The sequence below is a fragment of the Verrucosispora sp. WMMD1129 genome, from assembly GCF_029581255.1.
Lineage (GTDB): Bacteria > Actinomycetota > Actinomycetes > Mycobacteriales > Micromonosporaceae > Micromonospora > Micromonospora sediminimaris.
Map to the genome: position 1 here is coordinate 997,813 of NZ_CP120741.1, position 16,796 is coordinate 1,014,608.

Annotated in this window: 14 protein-coding genes; 6 read left to right on the plus strand and 8 right to left on the minus strand. The window is 68.0% G+C overall.

Annotation, left to right across the window (positions count from 1 at the left end):
• Positions 1-20: 20 nt before the first annotated feature.
• The 6 genes from O7624_RS04505 to O7624_RS04530 all read right to left on the minus strand — a co-directional run bounded on the left by O7624_RS04505 (position 21) and on the right by O7624_RS04530 (position 7,323).
• A complete protein-coding gene (locus O7624_RS04505) occupies positions 21-860 on the minus strand; it encodes an SAM-dependent methyltransferase (protein WP_282239049.1) in 840 nt (279 codons plus the stop codon).
• Between the two features lie 130 nt (positions 861-990).
• Positions 991-1,515 carry an NUDIX domain-containing protein gene (locus tag O7624_RS04510; protein ID WP_282239050.1) on the minus strand — a complete coding sequence of 175 codons (525 nt, stop codon included), beginning with the start codon at positions 1,513-1,515 and terminating at the stop codon, positions 991-993.
• A complete protein-coding gene (locus tag O7624_RS04515; RefSeq protein ID WP_282239051.1) occupies positions 1,500-3,308 on the minus strand; it encodes an ABC transporter ATP-binding protein in 1,809 nt (602 codons plus the stop codon). Before O7624_RS04515 ends, O7624_RS04510 begins: the two co-directional genes overlap by 16 nt.
• Entirely contained in the window at positions 3,305-5,026 is a 1,722-nt protein-coding gene (locus tag O7624_RS04520; RefSeq protein WP_093409585.1) for an ABC transporter ATP-binding protein, read from the minus strand. The genes O7624_RS04515 and O7624_RS04520 overlap by 4 nt, the downstream gene beginning before the upstream one ends.
• Position 5,027: 1 nt before the next feature.
• Positions 5,028-6,092 carry a Gfo/Idh/MocA family oxidoreductase gene (locus O7624_RS04525; RefSeq protein WP_282239052.1) on the minus strand — a complete coding sequence of 355 codons (1,065 nt, stop codon included), beginning with the start codon at positions 6,090-6,092 and terminating at the stop codon, positions 5,028-5,030.
• A complete protein-coding gene (locus O7624_RS04530; protein ID WP_282239053.1) occupies positions 6,070-7,323 on the minus strand; it encodes an aminotransferase class III-fold pyridoxal phosphate-dependent enzyme in 1,254 nt (417 codons plus the stop codon). Before O7624_RS04530 ends, O7624_RS04525 begins: the two co-directional genes overlap by 23 nt.
• A 379-nt stretch (positions 7,324-7,702) precedes the next feature.
• Between O7624_RS04530 and O7624_RS04535 the strand changes: the two genes are divergently transcribed.
• The 6 genes from O7624_RS04535 to O7624_RS04560 all read left to right on the plus strand — a co-directional run bounded on the left by O7624_RS04535 (position 7,703) and on the right by O7624_RS04560 (position 13,378).
• Positions 7,703-8,587, plus strand: coding sequence for a hypothetical protein (locus O7624_RS04535; RefSeq protein ID WP_282239054.1), 885 nt, complete (start codon positions 7,703-7,705; stop codon positions 8,585-8,587).
• 13 nt (positions 8,588-8,600) lie between these two features.
• Positions 8,601-9,548 (plus strand): PfkB family carbohydrate kinase, encoded by a 948-nt coding sequence (locus O7624_RS04540; RefSeq protein WP_282239055.1) that lies wholly within the window; start codon positions 8,601-8,603, stop codon positions 9,546-9,548.
• Between the two features lie 129 nt (positions 9,549-9,677).
• Positions 9,678-10,622 (plus strand): nucleoside hydrolase, encoded by a 945-nt coding sequence (locus O7624_RS04545; RefSeq protein ID WP_282239056.1) that lies wholly within the window; start codon positions 9,678-9,680, stop codon positions 10,620-10,622.
• Positions 10,623-10,918: 296 nt separating this feature from the next.
• Positions 10,919-11,998, plus strand: a complete 1,080-nt coding sequence (locus O7624_RS04550) for a hypothetical protein (protein WP_282239057.1) — start codon at positions 10,919-10,921, stop codon at positions 11,996-11,998.
• Between the two features lie 220 nt (positions 11,999-12,218).
• Positions 12,219-12,425, plus strand: a complete 207-nt coding sequence (locus tag O7624_RS04555; protein ID WP_282240534.1) for a transposase family protein — start codon at positions 12,219-12,221, stop codon at positions 12,423-12,425.
• Positions 12,426-12,547: 122 nt separating this feature from the next.
• Positions 12,548-13,378, plus strand: coding sequence for a TrmH family RNA methyltransferase (locus tag O7624_RS04560; protein WP_282239058.1), 831 nt, complete (start codon positions 12,548-12,550; stop codon positions 13,376-13,378).
• A 214-nt stretch (positions 13,379-13,592) separates the two neighbouring features.
• Here O7624_RS04560 and O7624_RS04565 read toward each other — a convergent pair whose 3' ends face one another.
• Both O7624_RS04565 and O7624_RS04570 read right to left on the minus strand, forming a co-directional pair.
• Positions 13,593-16,022 (minus strand): ABC transporter permease, encoded by a 2,430-nt coding sequence (locus O7624_RS04565; RefSeq protein ID WP_282239059.1) that lies wholly within the window; start codon positions 16,020-16,022, stop codon positions 13,593-13,595.
• Positions 16,016-16,780, minus strand: a complete 765-nt coding sequence (locus tag O7624_RS04570) for an ABC transporter ATP-binding protein (protein ID WP_282239060.1) — start codon at positions 16,778-16,780, stop codon at positions 16,016-16,018. Before O7624_RS04570 ends, O7624_RS04565 begins: the two co-directional genes overlap by 7 nt.
• Between the last annotated feature and the right edge of the window lie 16 nt (positions 16,781-16,796).

The window sequence follows — 16,796 nt, forward strand, 5'->3', positions numbered from 1 at the left end:
GGCGGCTCCGTCGCCACCGCCTACGGCTTGCGGGCGAGTAGTCCGACGAAGGTGTGGTAGGTGTCGGTCTGTTTCGGCGCGGGCGCGCCGGGATCGGGACGCCACTCGGCCAGTGGCACCAGCCCCGGCTCCAGCAGCGTCAGCCCGTCGGCGAAGGAGAGGATCTCCTCGTCGGTACGCCAGCGGCCGGTGCCCAGCGACTTGTTGAAGACCCGTTCGACCTCACGTGCCTTACGGGAGCCCTCCGGGTCCCGCTCGCCCGGATCACGGAAGTGCGAGATCGCCACGTAACTGCCGGACGGCAGCGCTTCGATCAACTCGGCCGACACCGCTCGCGGCTCCTCGTCGTCGCCGAGGTGGTGCAGGATCGCGAAGAGCAGCAACCCGATCGGCCGGTCGAGGTCGAGGAACTGGCGGACGTCCGGATGGTTGAGGATCTCCTGCGGTCGCCGGACGTCGGCCTGGATCACCGTCGCCGTGCCGTCGGCGGCGAGCAGGGCCCGCCCGTGCGTCAGGACGATCGGGTCGTTGTCCACGTACACCACCCGGGCGCTCGGGTTGTGTTCGGCGGCGACCTCGTGCACGTTGCCCTGAGTGGGCAGCCCCGAACCGATGTCGAGGAACTGATCGATGCCGGCCTCGGCGACGAGGAACCGGATCACCCGGCGCAGGAAGGCCCGGTTCGCCTGGCCGGCGGCCGGCCCGTCCGGAGTGATCCGCAGGGCGTGCTCGGCGACCTTCCGGTCGACCTCGAAGTTGTCCTTACCGCCCAGGAAGTAGTCGTAGACCCGCGCCACGCTGGGGACGGTGAGGTCGATTCCGGGGGGTGCGGCCTCGTCGCGGGTCAATGGCATCTCCATCCGATTCTGATCAGCGCCGGGTGCTGCGCGCGGCCCCGGACCTTGTCCGGGAGTGTACCGATCGGACGGTGTAGATCGTCGCCCCGATGGTATCGCTCCCAGCGGATCGGCACCGCGAGCAGGCCCGTCTTCATCGCGACGTCAAGGGCAGGACCGTTCCCTCGGGTCGGGTTTGCTGCGAAGCCAGTGCCCGAAGAGCCAGTTTGATCATGGCGGCATCGCCGCTGGCCTCGTCCTTCGTCAGCAGTTCCTGCAGACCTTTCTCGTCGAACCAGCGTCCCTCGGTGAATTTGCCGGCTTCCAGGCGGGGCTGGCCAAGGTCGCCATCGGCGGTCGCCAGGACGTCGACTTCCCTGCGCCGTTGTCCGTCAGCACCGGTCCAATCGAATACGTGAACCACATCGGTGATCCGGTCGAGCCGCCAGCCGGTCTCCTCGGTGACCTCGCGAGCCAATGCAGCGGGTAACGTCTCCCCCGGTTCCACGTGGCCGCCGACGATGTCCCAGCAACCCGGAAAGAGACGGACGTGAGGCGCGCGGCGTTGCAGGTACACCCGCCCGTCTGGATCGCGGATGACCGCGCCGACGACACAGGTCAGGCCGTCTCGCTCAGCAGTTCTGCCCAGTTGGTCAAGGCTGGTCAGGATCGCGTCCACTGGCGTTGTTCCGCCTCTCGTCCGGTCTGCTGATGGGCGTAGTAACTGGCGTACAAGTCGGTGAAGTGGCCACCCGCGGCAAGTAGCGTGTCGAAATCACCCTCCTCGACCACCCGCCCGTGGTCGAGCACCAGTAGCCGGTCCACGTGACGGATGGTGGCGAGCCGGTGCGCGATCACCAGGACCGTCCGGTCGGCCATGAGCCGCGTCAGCGCCTGCTGGATTCCAGCCTCGGTGAGCGGATCGATGCTCGCGGTCGGCTCGTCGAGCAGCAGGATTGCCGGTTGTTTGAGGAAGATGCGGGCCAGCGCGATGAGCTGGCGCTGGCCGGTGGAGAGCTCCCGTCCGAGGCTGGCCATCTGATCGTCCAGCGCGAAGGGTATGCAGCGGGCCCAGACTTCACCGAGTTGGTCAACCGCCCGTTGCACGTCGGCCCGGTCGGCGCCGGGCCGAGCGTAGGCGATGTTCTCGGCGAGGGTGCCGGCGAAGATGAACGGGAGTTGTGGCACCACGCCAAGCCGGTGCCGGTATTCGGCCAGGTCCAGTCGGCGGATGTCGCGGCCGTCGATGAGCAACGCGCCCTGCTGAAACTCGTACCCGCGAAGGACCAGTTTGGAGAGGGTCGACTTGCCCGCGCCGGTACGTCCCACGACGGCCACTGTCTCGCCTGCGGCTATCCGCAGGTTGAGCCGGTCGAAAACGGGCGCCCCGGAACCGTACCCGAATCGCAGATCACGGATCTCGATCTCGCCGCGCAGGTCGGCGACTGGCTCGGCGGCGGCCTGCCGAACGCTGTCCTCGCTGTCGATGAGTGCGAAGACCCGTTCGCTGGCGGCCAGCCCCTGCTGGAACAGGCTCCAGAACGAGGCGGCCTGGGTGAGCGGCAGCCACAACAGCCCGAGCGCGTGCAGCGCGAAGTACCAGTCCCCGGCGGAGAGGCTCCCATCGATGGCAAGGCTGCCGCCGCCGACGAGTAGCGCGGCAGTGCCCAGCACAGAGATCATGGTCAGCACCGGCAGGATGACCGTGTAGATCAGGCCCTGCCGGACGTAGACCAGATAGGACAGTCGGTTCACTCGCCGGAAGTCCTGGTAGAGGCTCTCCTCCCGGCCGAAGCTCTTGGCTATCAGGATGCCCACCATCGACTCGTGCACGGTCGAGTTGACCTGGGCCATGACCTGCCGGGTGCGCAGGGCGGCGACGCGGGCGATTCGGCGGAACAGCAACGCGACGCCTACCAGGAGGGGCGTCACGACCAGCAGGATCAGGCCGAGACGAGGGTCGACGGCGAACACCACCGACCCGAGTACCACTACCAGAACCATCTGGCTGAAGAAATTCAGCGTCAGCGTCATGACCGCGCTGAAGGACTCGGTGTCGCCGGTCACCCGGCTCAGCACCTTGCCCACTGGATGCCGGTCGTGGAAAGAGGCGTCCCGAGCCAGTGCCGCCTCTGCCACCTCCCGTTGCAATCGCAGCACGAGGTCGCCGACCAGCCAGGCGATGAGCCGCTGCCGGCCCCAGTTCATGGCCCATGCCGCCGCCGCGGCGACGATGACGAACGCGCTGATCGTCCAGGTGAGATGGCTGCCATCACGCACCTGGTCGATCATCCGGGCGATGGCCACCGGAACCGCTGAAGTCAGTATCGAAGCACCCACTGTCAGGACCACGGCGAGCGCGATACGCCGGGTACCCGGGCGCAGCCGGTGGCCGATCCGGGCGATCAACTCGCGGTTACGGTAGACCCGGTCGTAGTCGTCAGGATGCAACCCGGCGAAGAGGTCGCTCATCGGTATATCTCCTGATACAACGCGCAGTGATCGATCAGCTCGGCGTGGCTGCCAAGGCCGGCCACCTCTCCCCGGTCGAGCACCAGGATCAGGTCGGCCCGCCGGATCTGGTCAGGGCGGTGCGACACGAGGATGGTGGTCCGTCCGGTGGTCAGGGCGTCGATCGCGTCGGTGATCTCTTGGGCGGTCCGCGCGTCGATCGCGCTGGTCGCGTCGTCAAGCGTGAGGATGGGTGGGTCGGCGATCAAAGCCCGGCTGATCACCAGACGTTGCCGCTGGCCACCGGAAAGGGTGCTGCCGCCCTCGTTGAGTACGGTGTCGTAGCCCTGCGGCAGTTGGCGGATGAATCCGTCCGCGCGGGCAAGTTGAGCGACCTTGGACACCTCGTCGGAGCTGACTGGTCGGTGGACACCGAAGGCGACGTTGTCGAACACGCTCTTGGAGAACAGGAACGCGTCCTGGTGCACGTTTCCGATCTGCCGCCGCAGCGCGCCCGGCTGCCAGTCCGAGATGTCTCGCCCGTCGATGAGAACCCGCCCGCCGGTGACGTCGTAGGTGCGGTTGACGAGCTTCGTGAGCATGGTCTTTCCGCTGCCCGTCGGGCCGACCACGGCGAGTGTCCGGCCGGCAGGCAGGTGGAAGGACACGTCCCGCAGGATCACCCGGCCCTGGTAGGTGAAGCTCACTCGGTCGAAGGTCACGCTTCCGGTCACCATCGCGGTGGTGCCGCCGGTTTGTTCACGCTGGTCGGAGTCGGCATCGGTCAACTCGTGCATCCGGGCGCAGGCCACGTATCCCTCCTGGATCACCGGGACGGACTGCTCCGACATCGAGATAGGCACCGCGAACAGACCCAGCCAACCGAGGTAGGTGATCACTTGGGCAAGGGCCAGCTCACCGGCGGAGAAGAGTGCCAGCGAGTGCACCGCCCCTGCCGCCATACCCAGCCCGAAACCCAAGGCCGGCAGGTACACGGCCTGTGCGTGACCGCGCCGGACATAGGCGTCCCGGTACGCCGTGGCTGCGGTGTCGAACTTTGCGAGCTCGTTCCGCTCCTGGCCGGATGCCTGCACCGTGGCCATACCGGTCAGAGTTTCGGAGAACTGTTCGTTGAGATCGGTGAACCTGCGTCGCAGCCTGCGGGTCAACGGATGCAACCGGCGCACGTGCCGCCAAAGCGCGAAGGTGAACACGGTGACGAGCAGCGCTGGTGCCAGCAGCAGCTCCGCGCGCATCGTGGCGATGAATATGATCGGGATAGCGAGCGCGATCACTCCGTTGAAGGCGGTCGCGACGCCGGGACTAATCAGGTAGTCGACGAGCCGGGCGTCGTTGATGGTGCGGGCCAGGATGTCCCCGATCCGCTGCCGGTCGTGGAATGCCTGACCCTTGTCCAGCAGGCTGCGGAAGAGCTGGTCGCGGGCATCCCGCTTGACCCGCTGCGCGACGATCTCCATCGATCCGGCGGAGAGCAGGTCCGCCAGGAACCGTCCGACGCCCAGCGCGGCGATCACCAACGCAGCGTTCACCACCACTGTGAGGGCCGGGTCTTGACGAGTCAGCTCGTCGAAGGCACGGCCCACGTACAGCGGTATCAGGGTGGCGAGCAGGTGCGCGGCCACCGTGGCGACGGTGAAGAGCAACAGCAGCCAGCCCTGCGGCCGAAGATGGACCGACAGCCAGCCCAGAGTGCCAGCCCTGCCGGTCCGGTCGGCCATGCTAGCGCACCTCCACACGATCGGCTCGGCGGCTCTTTCCGTTTCCGCCTGCCGGAGCAGTCAGGTGTGGTGCTGAACCGAGCTGAGCCAGGGCCTGGTCGATGAGTATCGAAGCACCGAGCGCGTCACCGATGATCGGCGCGGGCTTGTCCGCCGGCGCCTTACCGCGGCAGTGGTCGAGGAACGCGGCGAGTTCCGGCCCGAAGCCGCTGCGCGCCCAGCCGTCGTCGAGGTTGCGTGTGCTGTGCAGCAACGTTCCGGAAGGACGTCCGGCATCGACGTCGAGCCGGATCTGCTCCAGCGATCCGGCAGTGAACCGGCTGCCGTCGACCGTGTGCACACTGAGCCCCACGAGGAAACTCTTGGTGTGATTGCCCATCCGCAAGGTGGTCAGCGAACCGTCCTCGTGTCGCAGGGTGACGTTGATGAGGAAGCGATGTTCACCGTTGCGGATCGCGTGCGCGTCCACCCGCCGTACCTGCGCGGGCGAGAACCAGCGAGCCAGGTCGAAAGCGTGCACCCCGTTTTGCCGGAGCCAGGATTCCAGGGTCGTGTCGCACCCCCACTGAGGCGCGGACGGATGCCGACTGTAGAAGTCGATGGTCGTCTCGACCGGCGCGCGCCGCGCCGCAGCGGTGAGCGCGTGCAGATGCTGCAGGGTTTCGGCATACCGGAAGTTGAAACCCACCTGGACGTGCAGACCGGAACCTTGGATCACCTCGTCGAGCTGCCTCAGGGCAGGGGTCGACGGAGCCGCCGGCTTCTCAACGAAGCAGTGGACGCCCCGCCGCACGAGGTAGTCGGTGATCTGGAAGGACGGTATCGGGGGGACCGCGATCAGGGCGGCGTCGATGGTGCTCAGATCGAGTTCCTCGACCGCACCGGCCAACACGGTCGCCCGGGTGACGGCGCCCATCGACGCAACCAGGTCAGGATCGGGGTCGACGCAGGCCACCGTCTGGTGGGCGGGCAGGCGATGCAGGAACGGTTGAAGGTTCTGGCGCATCTGGCGGCCGCAGCCGACCAGCGCGAGACGCAGCGGGTCACTCATCATCTGCCTCGCCATCAGTCGACCACAGGCGCAGCGCACGAGTGGCTCGGTCCTCGAGGTCGGCCCAGTCGGTCTGGCCGTGGGCGAGGCAGACGAAGGACGGATGCCCCTCCAGCAGCAGGATTCCGTTGGCCGCGAATGCGGCGAGCAGGTTCTCCCGGCGGGTCTTGTCCCCGAGAACGTCGTCGGAATAGACCAACTCGAACATGCCTCCACCGAGCACCGGCTGGGCCCACACCGAACCGGCCACGCCCGCCGACTTGGCCGCCTGGGAGAACGTCTCCGCAACTCTGGTGCCGATTCGTCCCAGTTCGGCCCAGCCGTTCGGCGAATCGCCGATCGGCTGTTCCAGGATGTCCCGGGTGGCCAGGGCGGCATAGGCTGCGAGCATCTCCTTGGAGAAGGTGCCACTGAGCCGGGCGCGTTCAGCGTGGATCAGTAGTTCGGGCCGTCCGATCAGGACGCTGATCGGCGCTCCGTTCGCCAGCGCCTTGCCGATGACGATGAGGTCTGTTTCCAGCCCGAGATCGTGCGCGTAGCCAAGAGGGGAGATCCGGCCACCGGTCTTGGTCTCGTCGAAGACAGTGAGCAGTCCCGCTTCGTGGCACATCGCGAGTGCCTGGGCAAGCACAGCGGGAGTCGTGAACGACGCCAGGTAGGCATCGAAGACGAAGCAGCCCAGCCGGTCCCGGTGAGTGTCGATGATCTCGGCGAGGGATTCCAGTCGCAGGTCGACCCAGTTGTGCACGGCCTCGTCACCAGTGACTCCGCGCATCCCGTCGACATAGCGGAGCTTCTGACGAAACGGTGAATGCAGCGGCTCATGCCACTTGAGCGAATTCGCGACCTGTGAGTCGTGCCAGCCTATGTACCCACTGCGGATGACACCGAGTCGACCGGTTTCCATCGCGGCGATACGCAGTGCGCCCGTTATCGCCTCCGAAGCGGTCTTGAAAAAGGCTCCCCGCGCACCCGGCCGTGGCGCGAGCAGTCGATCCAGATATTCTTCATGAAAGCGCGAGTACCCGGGCATCATGACGCCGTTGCTCAGGTAGCGGCTGAACCGCTCGGTGAATTCTGGTGTCGCGTGGCCGAGAATCACTGGCCCGTAGCCCATGACGAAGTCAAGGTAGGTCGCTCCATCGACAGCCTCGACCTCGCCCCCCTTTCCCTTGGAGAACAAGAGCTGCTTGTTGTTGGACCGAAATTTCTTGGTGATCTTCGAATGGGCAATTCGCTGGCTCACGACTGTGCGACTCCTCAGCAAGAGAAACGATCCACGCTTCAATCGAGGTATCGGTGGACTCAAGATCGTTACGCGGCCACGACACCGAAACAGGTTAACGTACGGTTACTGGGGCGTGACGCTAGTGGAATCATCGCCTGATGTCAACGTTCGAAAATGGTTGTGGATCGACACCATACGGGTGGTTTTTATCGTATTTGAACTATGCGGCAGTGGTTCCTGGCCGCAGCCTGGGCTGCCACAGGGTTCGTTGATGCGCATAAGTGGGGCTTGGGCGAATCGGCGTGATTCGCCTTGATTTTTCTTGCCTTATCGAAAACGTAGGCGATCATTGATCTCAGCGCCGGTCTCCGATATTTTATCTGGCAAGGAGTGTGATATGTTTCGGTATCCCCGGTATGCGCACGAGCTGACCGATGAAAACCTGACGATGACAGCCGAAGAGCTGGCAAAGGTCTCCCGCTACCCGCTGACAATCCACCGAGACACGGCCGACCTGTATGAGCGGCTCGCCCGAGACATGGCGGATGAGCTACGCACCAACAATGATCGCGGTGCACCCACCCGGTGGATACTGCCGGTCGGCCCGAAAGCGCAATACCCCATCTTGGCGAACATCTGCAATGCCGAGGGCATCAGCTGGGCCAACGTTTTCGCGTTCCACATGGACGAGTTCCTGGACTGGCAGGGCCGGCCACTGCCGTCCACCCATCCGTTCAGCTTCCGTGGCTTCTGCGACCGCAATCTGTACGACCTGCTCCGACCGGACCTGCGGCCGAATCCCGACCAGATCGTCTTCCCGGACGTGTTCGCCCCAGATCAGTTCGCCGCCCGGCTGGCAGAGGTCGGCGGCGCTGACACGTGCTTCGCCGGCTTCGGATACCGGGGTCACCTGGCCTTCAACGAGCCGCCGTCGAGCCGCTGGCACCACTACAGCGTGGACGAGTTCGCCGAGTCCACCACCCGCGTGGTCACCTTGCTGGAGGACACGATCGTCGCGCACTCACACCGCACCACCGGTGGCTACACACAGGCCATCCCCCGGATGGCGGTGACCGTGGGGATGGCCGAGATCCTGTCCGCGCGACGGCTGCACCTGATCACCGATGGCGGCGCCTGGAAGCGCTACATCGTACGAGTGCTGCTCCTGACCACTGAACCTGACGTGTCGATGCCGGTCACGCTCGCCCACCGACATCCCCACGTCGAGGTCACGGTCGACGCGAGCAGCATCGCACCGTGTGCACTGGGAATCACGCCATGAGCGGGCCCCTACCGTGACAGTCCTCGCGGTCGGCGCCTACACCGTCGACTTCTACATTTTCGGTGATCGACTGCCGTCGGTGGGCGAGACTGTGGCGGCGACCGGCACCGCGTCCGCGCACGGAGGCAAGGCTGCCAACGTAGCGGTGGCCGCGGCACGGCTCGGCGGGCGAGCACGCTTCATCGGCGCGGTGGGCGGAGACCAGGAAGGTGCCGAGGCGCTGGCCACGCTGGCGCGCGACGGGGTGGACGTATCCGCTTGCCCACGCACAGATCCGCCCACCGCACGCAGCTTCATCTGCCTGGATTCCCGTGGGCAGCAGTACATCATGACCTGGGCTGGTGCGGCGGACGGTCTCACAGCTGACGTGGCCGCCGCAGGAGCCGCGCTGTTGCGGCCGGGTGCGGTCCTGGTGCTACAGGGCGAGATTCCGGTGGCGGTGTCGGCGGCAGCAGCCGCCGCTGCGGTGCCCGGCGTCACCGTGGTGCTCAATCCGAGCCCGGTCGAGCCGTTCACCCAGCCGAGGTCCGATCCGGACGCCGCTCGTCTGCTGGCTCGCGCGGATCTGGTGGTGCTGAACGCCGCCGAGTGTCGACGGTTGATCGGCGAGCGCGCCGATAGCACGCGCAGCGGCCTCTCCGCCGAAGCCGCGCAGTTGCGCCGACAGATCAGGACCGCGACCGTGGTGGTGACCGTGGGCGCTCAGGGAGCGCTTGTCATCCGCGAAGGCAGCGAGATGCACGTGCCAGCGCCTGAGGTGAAGGTGGTCGATACGACAGGCGCTGGCGACGGCTTCGTCGGCGCGCTGGCCGCCGGCATTGCGGCGGGCATGCCGCTTGCGGAAGCGGTGCTGCTGGCCTGCCGCGCCGCCGCGGTGTCGGTGACGCGGCAATTCTGCATACCGAGCTATCCCCGTGCGAGCGAGTTGAGCCATGCCCCACTGAGTCCGCGACAGCGCTAGCCCTGTGTCGAAGTCCCTGGCCGGCCTACGTCGGGCCCAGACGACGGCCGGCCGCGTTCGGGCCTGGCGACGCGTTTCACCTGCGAACGGTATTCGGCATTGGCATGTCATCTGAATCGGAGGACCTTTGTGACTGAGACCCGGACACCCGCCCGCACCGTGATCATGGATCACGACGGCTCCCTCGACGATCTGCTGTCGTTACTGCTGCTGACCCGCTACGACGTGGACCTGCAGGGGGTCGCCGTCACGCCGGCCGACTGTCTGCTGGCGCCCGCGTTGTCAGTCACTCACCGGATTCTCGACCTGGCCGACCTTCCGCACGTGCAGGTAGCGCCCGGCAGTCTCGCCGGCCCCCACCCGTTTCCGATGGCATGGCGAACAGACGCGCTGCGGGTGGAGGCGCTGCCCGTGCTCAACCGCTTTCCGCCGCGGGAGCGTACGCCCGGACCGGTCCTCCCGGCGCACGAACAACTCGTGAAGTGGATCGAACAGGCGGCCACCCCGTTGACCATTCTCGTCACCGGGCCGCTCACCAACCTCGCCTGGTGTTTGGACAAGCACCCATGGCTTGAACAGGCGATCGGCGAAATCGTCTTCATGGGAGGCGCGTTCGACGTGGCGGGCAACGTGGAAGAACCGGGCCACGACGGTTCCGCAGAATGGAACGTCTACTGCGACCCGAAGGCGGCCCAGCGAGTCTTCGCCACCCAGATACCTATCACCCTCTTCCCGCTCGACGTGACAAACCAGGTACCGGTCACCGATGAATTCGTCCGCGCGTTCGGGGCGCACTACGGCAATCCGGCTAGCGATCTGGCAGGTTCGTTGCTCGCCATGACCTTTGGCACCGTCGAGACGGTTGGCTCGCCGTACTGCTGTTGGGACAGCCTGGCCACGTCGTATCTCGCCGCACCTGAGCTGTTCACCTTCGACCAGGTGCGGTGCACTGTCGTGGTGGATGGCGCAAGCGAGGGGCGCACGGTACGTGCCGACGACGGACGCGTCGTGCGATGTGCGATCACGGTAAAGCAGGAGGACTTCTACCGGCATTGTCTCCAGCTGCTGACCTGAAGCTCGGGCCCGACTGGTGCGTTTGCTCCGCAAGTCCGACGGCGCGGGAGAGCGATTGCCTCCACGATGCGCTTGCCGGCTTCGGGCCCGCCGGGCGGGGCCACGACAACGACGGCTGATCGGCGACCTTGGATCGACAATGAATCGACGGGCGTCTGTCTCTTTCTCGACATCGGCAACCCAACGGTGTCCAACCTGGTTCAGGATGGCCGCATGACCAGCCGTTCAGGACCAAAACTTGAGATCGACCGGGGCGATCCCCGGCATCTCACACGACCCGGGAAGAGGGATGTTCGATGGGAGCAAGAACAATCGGTGGTCGGCGCCTAAGTTACCCCATCCTGGCCCTGGCCTTGGCCCTGCCGCTGTTGACCGTCGGTCAGCCGGCGCAGGCGGCTCCGCACGCCGACGGTGACAGCATCCGTCAGGTGGGCACGGCCGTCAGCGCCGAGGCGTGGGCGGCCGGCAGGCAGCGGTACGGCGCGCAGGTGACTGCCGACTCGGCGATCGAGGCGTACTGGACGCCCGAGCGGATGCGCAATGCCAGGCCCGTCGAGGAGTCTCCCTCGTACAAGGCCGCGGCACGGCGTTTCGCCCAGAGTGGCGGGACATCGTCCGCCGCGCCGACCAACCGGTCCAGGCCGGTGGATGTGCCTCCGCTGGCAGGCCTGATGGGCACCCCGGGCATGTCCACGCAGGCCATCAACCCGAACCTCGGCTCCAACCACCCGACCGCCCGGTCCAACGGCAAGGTTTTCTTCAACATGGACGGCGGATCGTGGGTCTGCTCCGGCGCGGTCATCAACTCGGTCGGCTTCAACACCGTGTGGACGGCTGGCCACTGCATCCACGGCGGCCCCGGCAGCAGTCTCGCCACCAACTGGTCGTTCGTCCCGGCGTACGACGATGACCTGGCCAACCCTCGGCCGCACGGCACCTGGACGGCCCGCGAGCTGTGGACCTGGAGCAGTTGGATCGACAGCTCCAACTGGGAGGCCGACATGGCCGTGGCCATCATGAACACCCGGAACGGCGTCCGCATCGTAAACCAGTTCGGGGGCCACGGCTTCCGTACGCACCAGGGCTTCACGGTCGGCATCAACAACTTCGGCTACCCGAGCGGCGCGCCGTTCGACGGCGGCAACCTGTTGAGGTGCAGCGGCAACTCGACCCAGTCCGGGGCGCGGATCCGCATCAACTGCGACCTGACCGCAGGCGCCAGCGGCGGCCCGTGGTTGATCAACTGGGATGGGAACTGGGGCTATCTCAACGGGGTCAACAGCACCCTCAACTCGTACGCGGCACCGACCCTGTGGTGGTCACCCTATTTCGACGACACCGCGTCGGAGTTGTACAACTTCACCGCCCCTCGCTGACCGATGTCCGGTGACAGATATCTCGTCCCGGTAGTGCGCCCTTGACCTGAGCGGGACTCCTCCAATGGCAAATGATCGAGCGACTGGTCGCCGTTGGAGCTGGCCCGCGGCGCGAGTGGAGCGGGTGGGACCGCATCGGTGATCATGGAGTTCGCTACGCTTCACGACGCCCCGAGGATCTCACCCGCCGGTGCCCTCAAGCCCGATCACCGCACTGTCCGTGGCCGCCGGCTACCCCGACGCGTCACCACCCGCCGTCACCGAGGATGAGGCGTCAGGACTGCTACGCGCCTTGTCGCGCGTACCGGATCCCCGCGACCATCGCGGGCTGCGGTACCCGATGACAGGTCTCCTCGCGGTCACGGTGTGCGCGGTCCTGGCTGGCGCATCGTCGTTCGCCGGGGCGACAGACCCCGTCCGTTCCTGAGATGCTGCCGGAGGGTCTTGCAGGAGTCGGAGCCCGTGGCCGTCCGGCCGGCATCCACCCCCGTGGCCGGTGAACGCTCGGCAGGCGCAAGGCTCTGGCGGGCAACGTCGACGGAGGCGGGGTTGGCAGTGGTGCTGCGAGTGAGTGGCCGCAATGCTCGGTTCCAGCAGTGGGAAGCTCTCCTCGGCAACCGGACCAAGCGGCAGCGACGCGGCGAGTTCATCGTGCAGGGCGTGCGCCCGATCACCATGGCCATCGCACACGGTTGGCAGGTCCGGGAGCTGCTCTACGACGCCAACGCTCACCTGTCCGGCTGGGCACGCCAGACCCTGGACACAGTCCGGGCCGAGACGTTCGCCGTCTCGCGTGACCTGATGCACGACCTCGGCGGTAAGGCAGACACAGTGCCAGAGCTGCTGGCCGTGGTCGCGCTGCCGGAGGACGACCTCCGCCGGATCCCGGTTTCTCCGACCATGCTCACCGTCGTATTCGATCGGCCGACCAGCCCGGGCAATATCGGGACCCTCGTTCGGTCGGCGGACGCCTTCGGCGCCGGCGGCGTCATCGTCACCGGCCACGCCGCCGACGTGTACGACCCGAAGGCGGTCCGGGCGAGCACCGGCTCACTGTTCGCCCTGCCCGTGGTCCGGGTTCCCTCCCACCAGGCCGTTCTTTCCTGGGTCGCGGACATCCGTGCCGACGGCATCGGCATGAGCATCATGGGCACCGATGAGCGCGGCGTCCTTGACGCCGCCGAGTACGACTTCACACAACCCACCCTGGCGTTGATCGGCAACGAGACCACCGGTCTCAGCTCCGGTTGGCGCGAAGCCTGCGACCAACTCGTCCGGATCCCCATGTTCGGGTCCGCCAGCTCGCTGAACGCGGCGACCGCCGCGACCGTCGTGCTGTACGAATCGGCACGCCAGCGGGCCGCCGCCGCCCGGCGATAGCGCACCGATCGCAGGCCTCCGCCGGCAGCTGACCACCGAGGCCGACGACCAGGACCTGATCCGGCAACTGCGCCGCACGTTCCACTGGGCTCCCCAGCGCCGGTCAGGACGCTTCGGCTTTGGACGCTCGGTCCTTGGTGGAGAGCCTTCGTGGACGCTGCTGGAGGAAACAACCGCCCGACCCGGGCCTGGTGACGCGGACGGCGGTAGGGGTTCACGCCACGACGTCGACGGGCGACCGCGCGGGTTGGTGGCGTAGTGACCGCCAGGTCGGCAGCGCGCTCGCCAGCACCGCCAGCAGCAGGCAGAGGCCCACCACCCCGCCGACCACCGACCATGGCACCACCAGGTCGACCGGTACACCGGCCTGCTCGGCGAGTCCGGCACGGATGCTCAGCAGACCGACGAACGCCACAGCGCCTCCGAGCAGCGCCCCGATCAGCACCACCAGGGCGGACTCGGCCGCGACCAGCCAGATGACCTGCCGGCGGGTCGCTCCGGCCAGCCGGATCAGCCGCAGGTCTGGCAGCCGGCCGGCAGCGGCCATCAGCAGCGTGTTCGCCACCGCGACAGCCCCGTAGCCGGCCGAGACACCGATCAGCAGCAGCGTGGCGAGCCAGACGAGGCGATCCTCCGCACGATCCGCCTCGGCCGCCCACCCTTCGACGTCGAGGATCCGCGCTCCGGCCGGCGGATCGATCAGCTCCTGGACGTACACCGCGGACGAGAGCGCCGACGGGTCGTGCTCCCGCACCACGGACCGGGGCAGGAGCAGATCGCCCGGGATCGAGTCGTCGGCGACGACAGCGACGACTCGCAGCGACACCAGCTCCCCGTCGGCGAAGACCAGCGCGTACCGATCGGTTGGCTGGCGGTTCGCCGATGCGGTGACAACGACCGTGTCACCGCCGCTGAGGTCGCTGAGGGAGCCGGCGATGACGGTGAGCGCGCGGTTCGCGGCGGAGAAGCCCGCCGGGTCCACGCCGAGCGCGGTCAGTGGCCGGTTCACCGGCGGCCTGGCCGGGTCGCTCACAAACACCGTCGTCGGTAGCAGGGCGGTGCCCCCGGTCGCCGCGACGGCCTGGTCCGACAGGCCAGGTGTGCGGTCGGGCACGACGATCCAGCCGGCGTTTACGTTGTCGGCCCGGCCCGCCGCGTAGGCGGCCGTCGTGGTGCGCACCATGCCGGAGACCAGCACCGCGAACGCCACCGTGAGCAGCACCGGGGCGGCGATCGAGGCTGTCCGCCGGGTCGCGGTCAACGCCCCGGCCCGGACCAGCATCCCGATCGCACCGCCCGGTCGACGCACCGGCAGACGCAGCATCCGCACCACCGGGCCGACGACCGTCGGTGCCAGCACCGCGACACCGGCCACCAGGGCCATCACCGCGTAGAGGGCGAACGTGGCGGCGCTGCGGGCGTCGTCGGACGTCGCGGTACCGAGGCTGAGAGCGACCCCCACCGCGACGAGGAGCGCCCCGGTGGCGGTTCGTAGCCGTCCGATCGGCCGTTGCTCCACGGCCGCCTCACGCAACGCCTCCAGTGGGCGAACACGTGCTGCTCGGCGCGACGCCGACCAGACGGCCAGCAGCGCGATCACCGGCCCGGCGGCGAGCGACACCGCGACCGGCCAGTGCTCGTAGCGGACCCGGAAGGTCGCCGGCTGGAATCCGACGTCGACAAGCAGTCGACCCAGCACCGGAGCGAGCGCCGCGCCGACCAGAAGCCCGGCGATCCCCGCCGTGACACCGACGACGAGCGCCTCGACGTACACCATGCGGCGGATCTGACCACTCGTCGCGCCGACGGCGCGCAACAAACCCAACTCGCGGCGGCGCTGCGCGACCCTGAACGCGAAGGCGGAGGCGACCACGAAGACCGTGACGAAGCCGGCGAGAGCCGCCGTGGCGGTGAGCACCTGCATGCCGATCCAGCGGGTACGGGCGTCGCCCCGAGGCTCCAACGCTCCGCGTCCGTCGCCGGTCAGCGCCCGTCCGTCGCCGCCGACGACGCCGCGGGCCGCCGCGGCGACGTCCTCGGCATCGGCACCCGCCGCGACAAGCAGACCGATGGCCCGGACGCCGGGCGCGAGCGCGGCGGCGACCTCGTCCGCGACGTAGACACCGGGCGCATCGACCAGACCGGTGACGGTGTACGACTGCGGCCCTGCCGCCGTGAGCAGGGTGATCGGCCTGCCCGGACGCAGCCCCAGCGCACGGTCGACGACCACCTCGCCGGCCTGCCGGGGCGCCTCGCCGGCGGTGAGACGGAATCCACCCAGCCGGGTGCTCGACCAGCCGTGTCCCTGGTGGGCGTCCTCTCGCTGGCCGTCGGTGGCCGGGGGCCGGCCGTCGACCAGCGCCTGGGCGTAGAAGGTCCGGTCCGGCACCGCGGCCGTGACCCCCGGCACCTCGGTCAGCCTGCTGGTGAGTTCCGCCGCCCTGGCAGCCGACCAGGGCCGGGTCGGCGCGAACGAGTCGGCCGAGGCACCGGCCTCGGGGCTCTGGACGACAACTGCCGCGTACGCCAGCCGGTCGGGCACCTGCGGGCGTCCGGAGGCGAGCAGCAGGGTGGTCGCCGCTACCAGTGCCACGCCGGCGGCGACGACCACGAACGCGCTCACCGACCTTCGGAGGCTCAGCACGACCGCTCCCCGGCGATCTCCGCCGGTGCCGTCTCCTGCTCGGCGATCCGCGCGGCCACGACCGCAGCGGTGATCCCGCCGGTCATGTCATCGACGATGCGGCCATCGGCGAGCAGCAGGACCCGATCGGCGTACGCGGCGGCGATCGGATCGTGGGTCACCATCACGACGGTCTGCCGGTGGTCGTCGACGAGTGCGCGCAGCAGCCGAAGGATCTGCCGAGACGCCGCGCTGTCCAGCGCCCCGGTCGGTTCGTCGGCGAAGACCACCGCGGGACGGGTGATCAACGCCCGCGCCACGGCGACGCGTTGCTGCTCGCCGCCGGACAGTTCGCTCGGCCGGTGGCCAGCCCGATCGACCAGCCCCACGGCGTCGAGCGCGGCAGTGACGTCACGGGCCGGGGGGCGGCGCCCGGCCAGGCGCAGCGGCAGCTCGACGTTCTGTGCCGCGGTCAGCGTGGACACCAGGTTGACGGCCTGGAAGACGAAGCCGATCCGCTCGCGACGCAGCCGAGTCAACTCGTCCTCGCCCAGCTCGTTGAGGCGACTGCCGCCGATGATCACGGTCCCCTCGGTCGGCCTGTCCAACCCGGCCGCGCAGTGCAACAGGGTGGACTTGCCCGAGCCCGACGGACCCATCACCGCGGTGAACGTGCCGCTGACGAAGCTGGTCGTCACGTCGTCGAGCGCCGTCACCCGCCGCGCTCCGGCGCCGTACACCGCCCGTAGCCCGGTCAGGATCACCGTCTGTGTGGTCATGTCCGCCAGCGTGCCG

Coding starts and splice junctions, on each gene's coding strand:
- O7624_RS04525 (WP_282239052.1), bottom strand. CDS start 6,092: ATGGCGAGGCAGATGATGAGTGACCCGCTGCGTCTCGCGCTGGTCGGC.
- O7624_RS04505 (WP_282239049.1), bottom strand. CDS start 860: ATGGAGATGCCATTGACCCGCGACGAGGCCGCACCCCCCGGAATCGAC.
- O7624_RS04570 (WP_282239060.1), bottom strand. CDS start 16,780: ATGACCACACAGACGGTGATCCTGACCGGGCTACGGGCGGTGTACGGC.
- O7624_RS04520 (WP_093409585.1), bottom strand. CDS start 5,026: ATGGCCGACCGGACCGGCAGGGCTGGCACTCTGGGCTGGCTGTCGGTC.
- O7624_RS04515 (WP_282239051.1), bottom strand. CDS start 3,308: ATGAGCGACCTCTTCGCCGGGTTGCATCCTGACGACTACGACCGGGTC.
- O7624_RS04535 (WP_282239054.1), top strand. CDS start 7,703: ATGTTTCGGTATCCCCGGTATGCGCACGAGCTGACCGATGAAAACCTG.
- O7624_RS04550 (WP_282239057.1), top strand. CDS start 10,919: ATGGGAGCAAGAACAATCGGTGGTCGGCGCCTAAGTTACCCCATCCTG.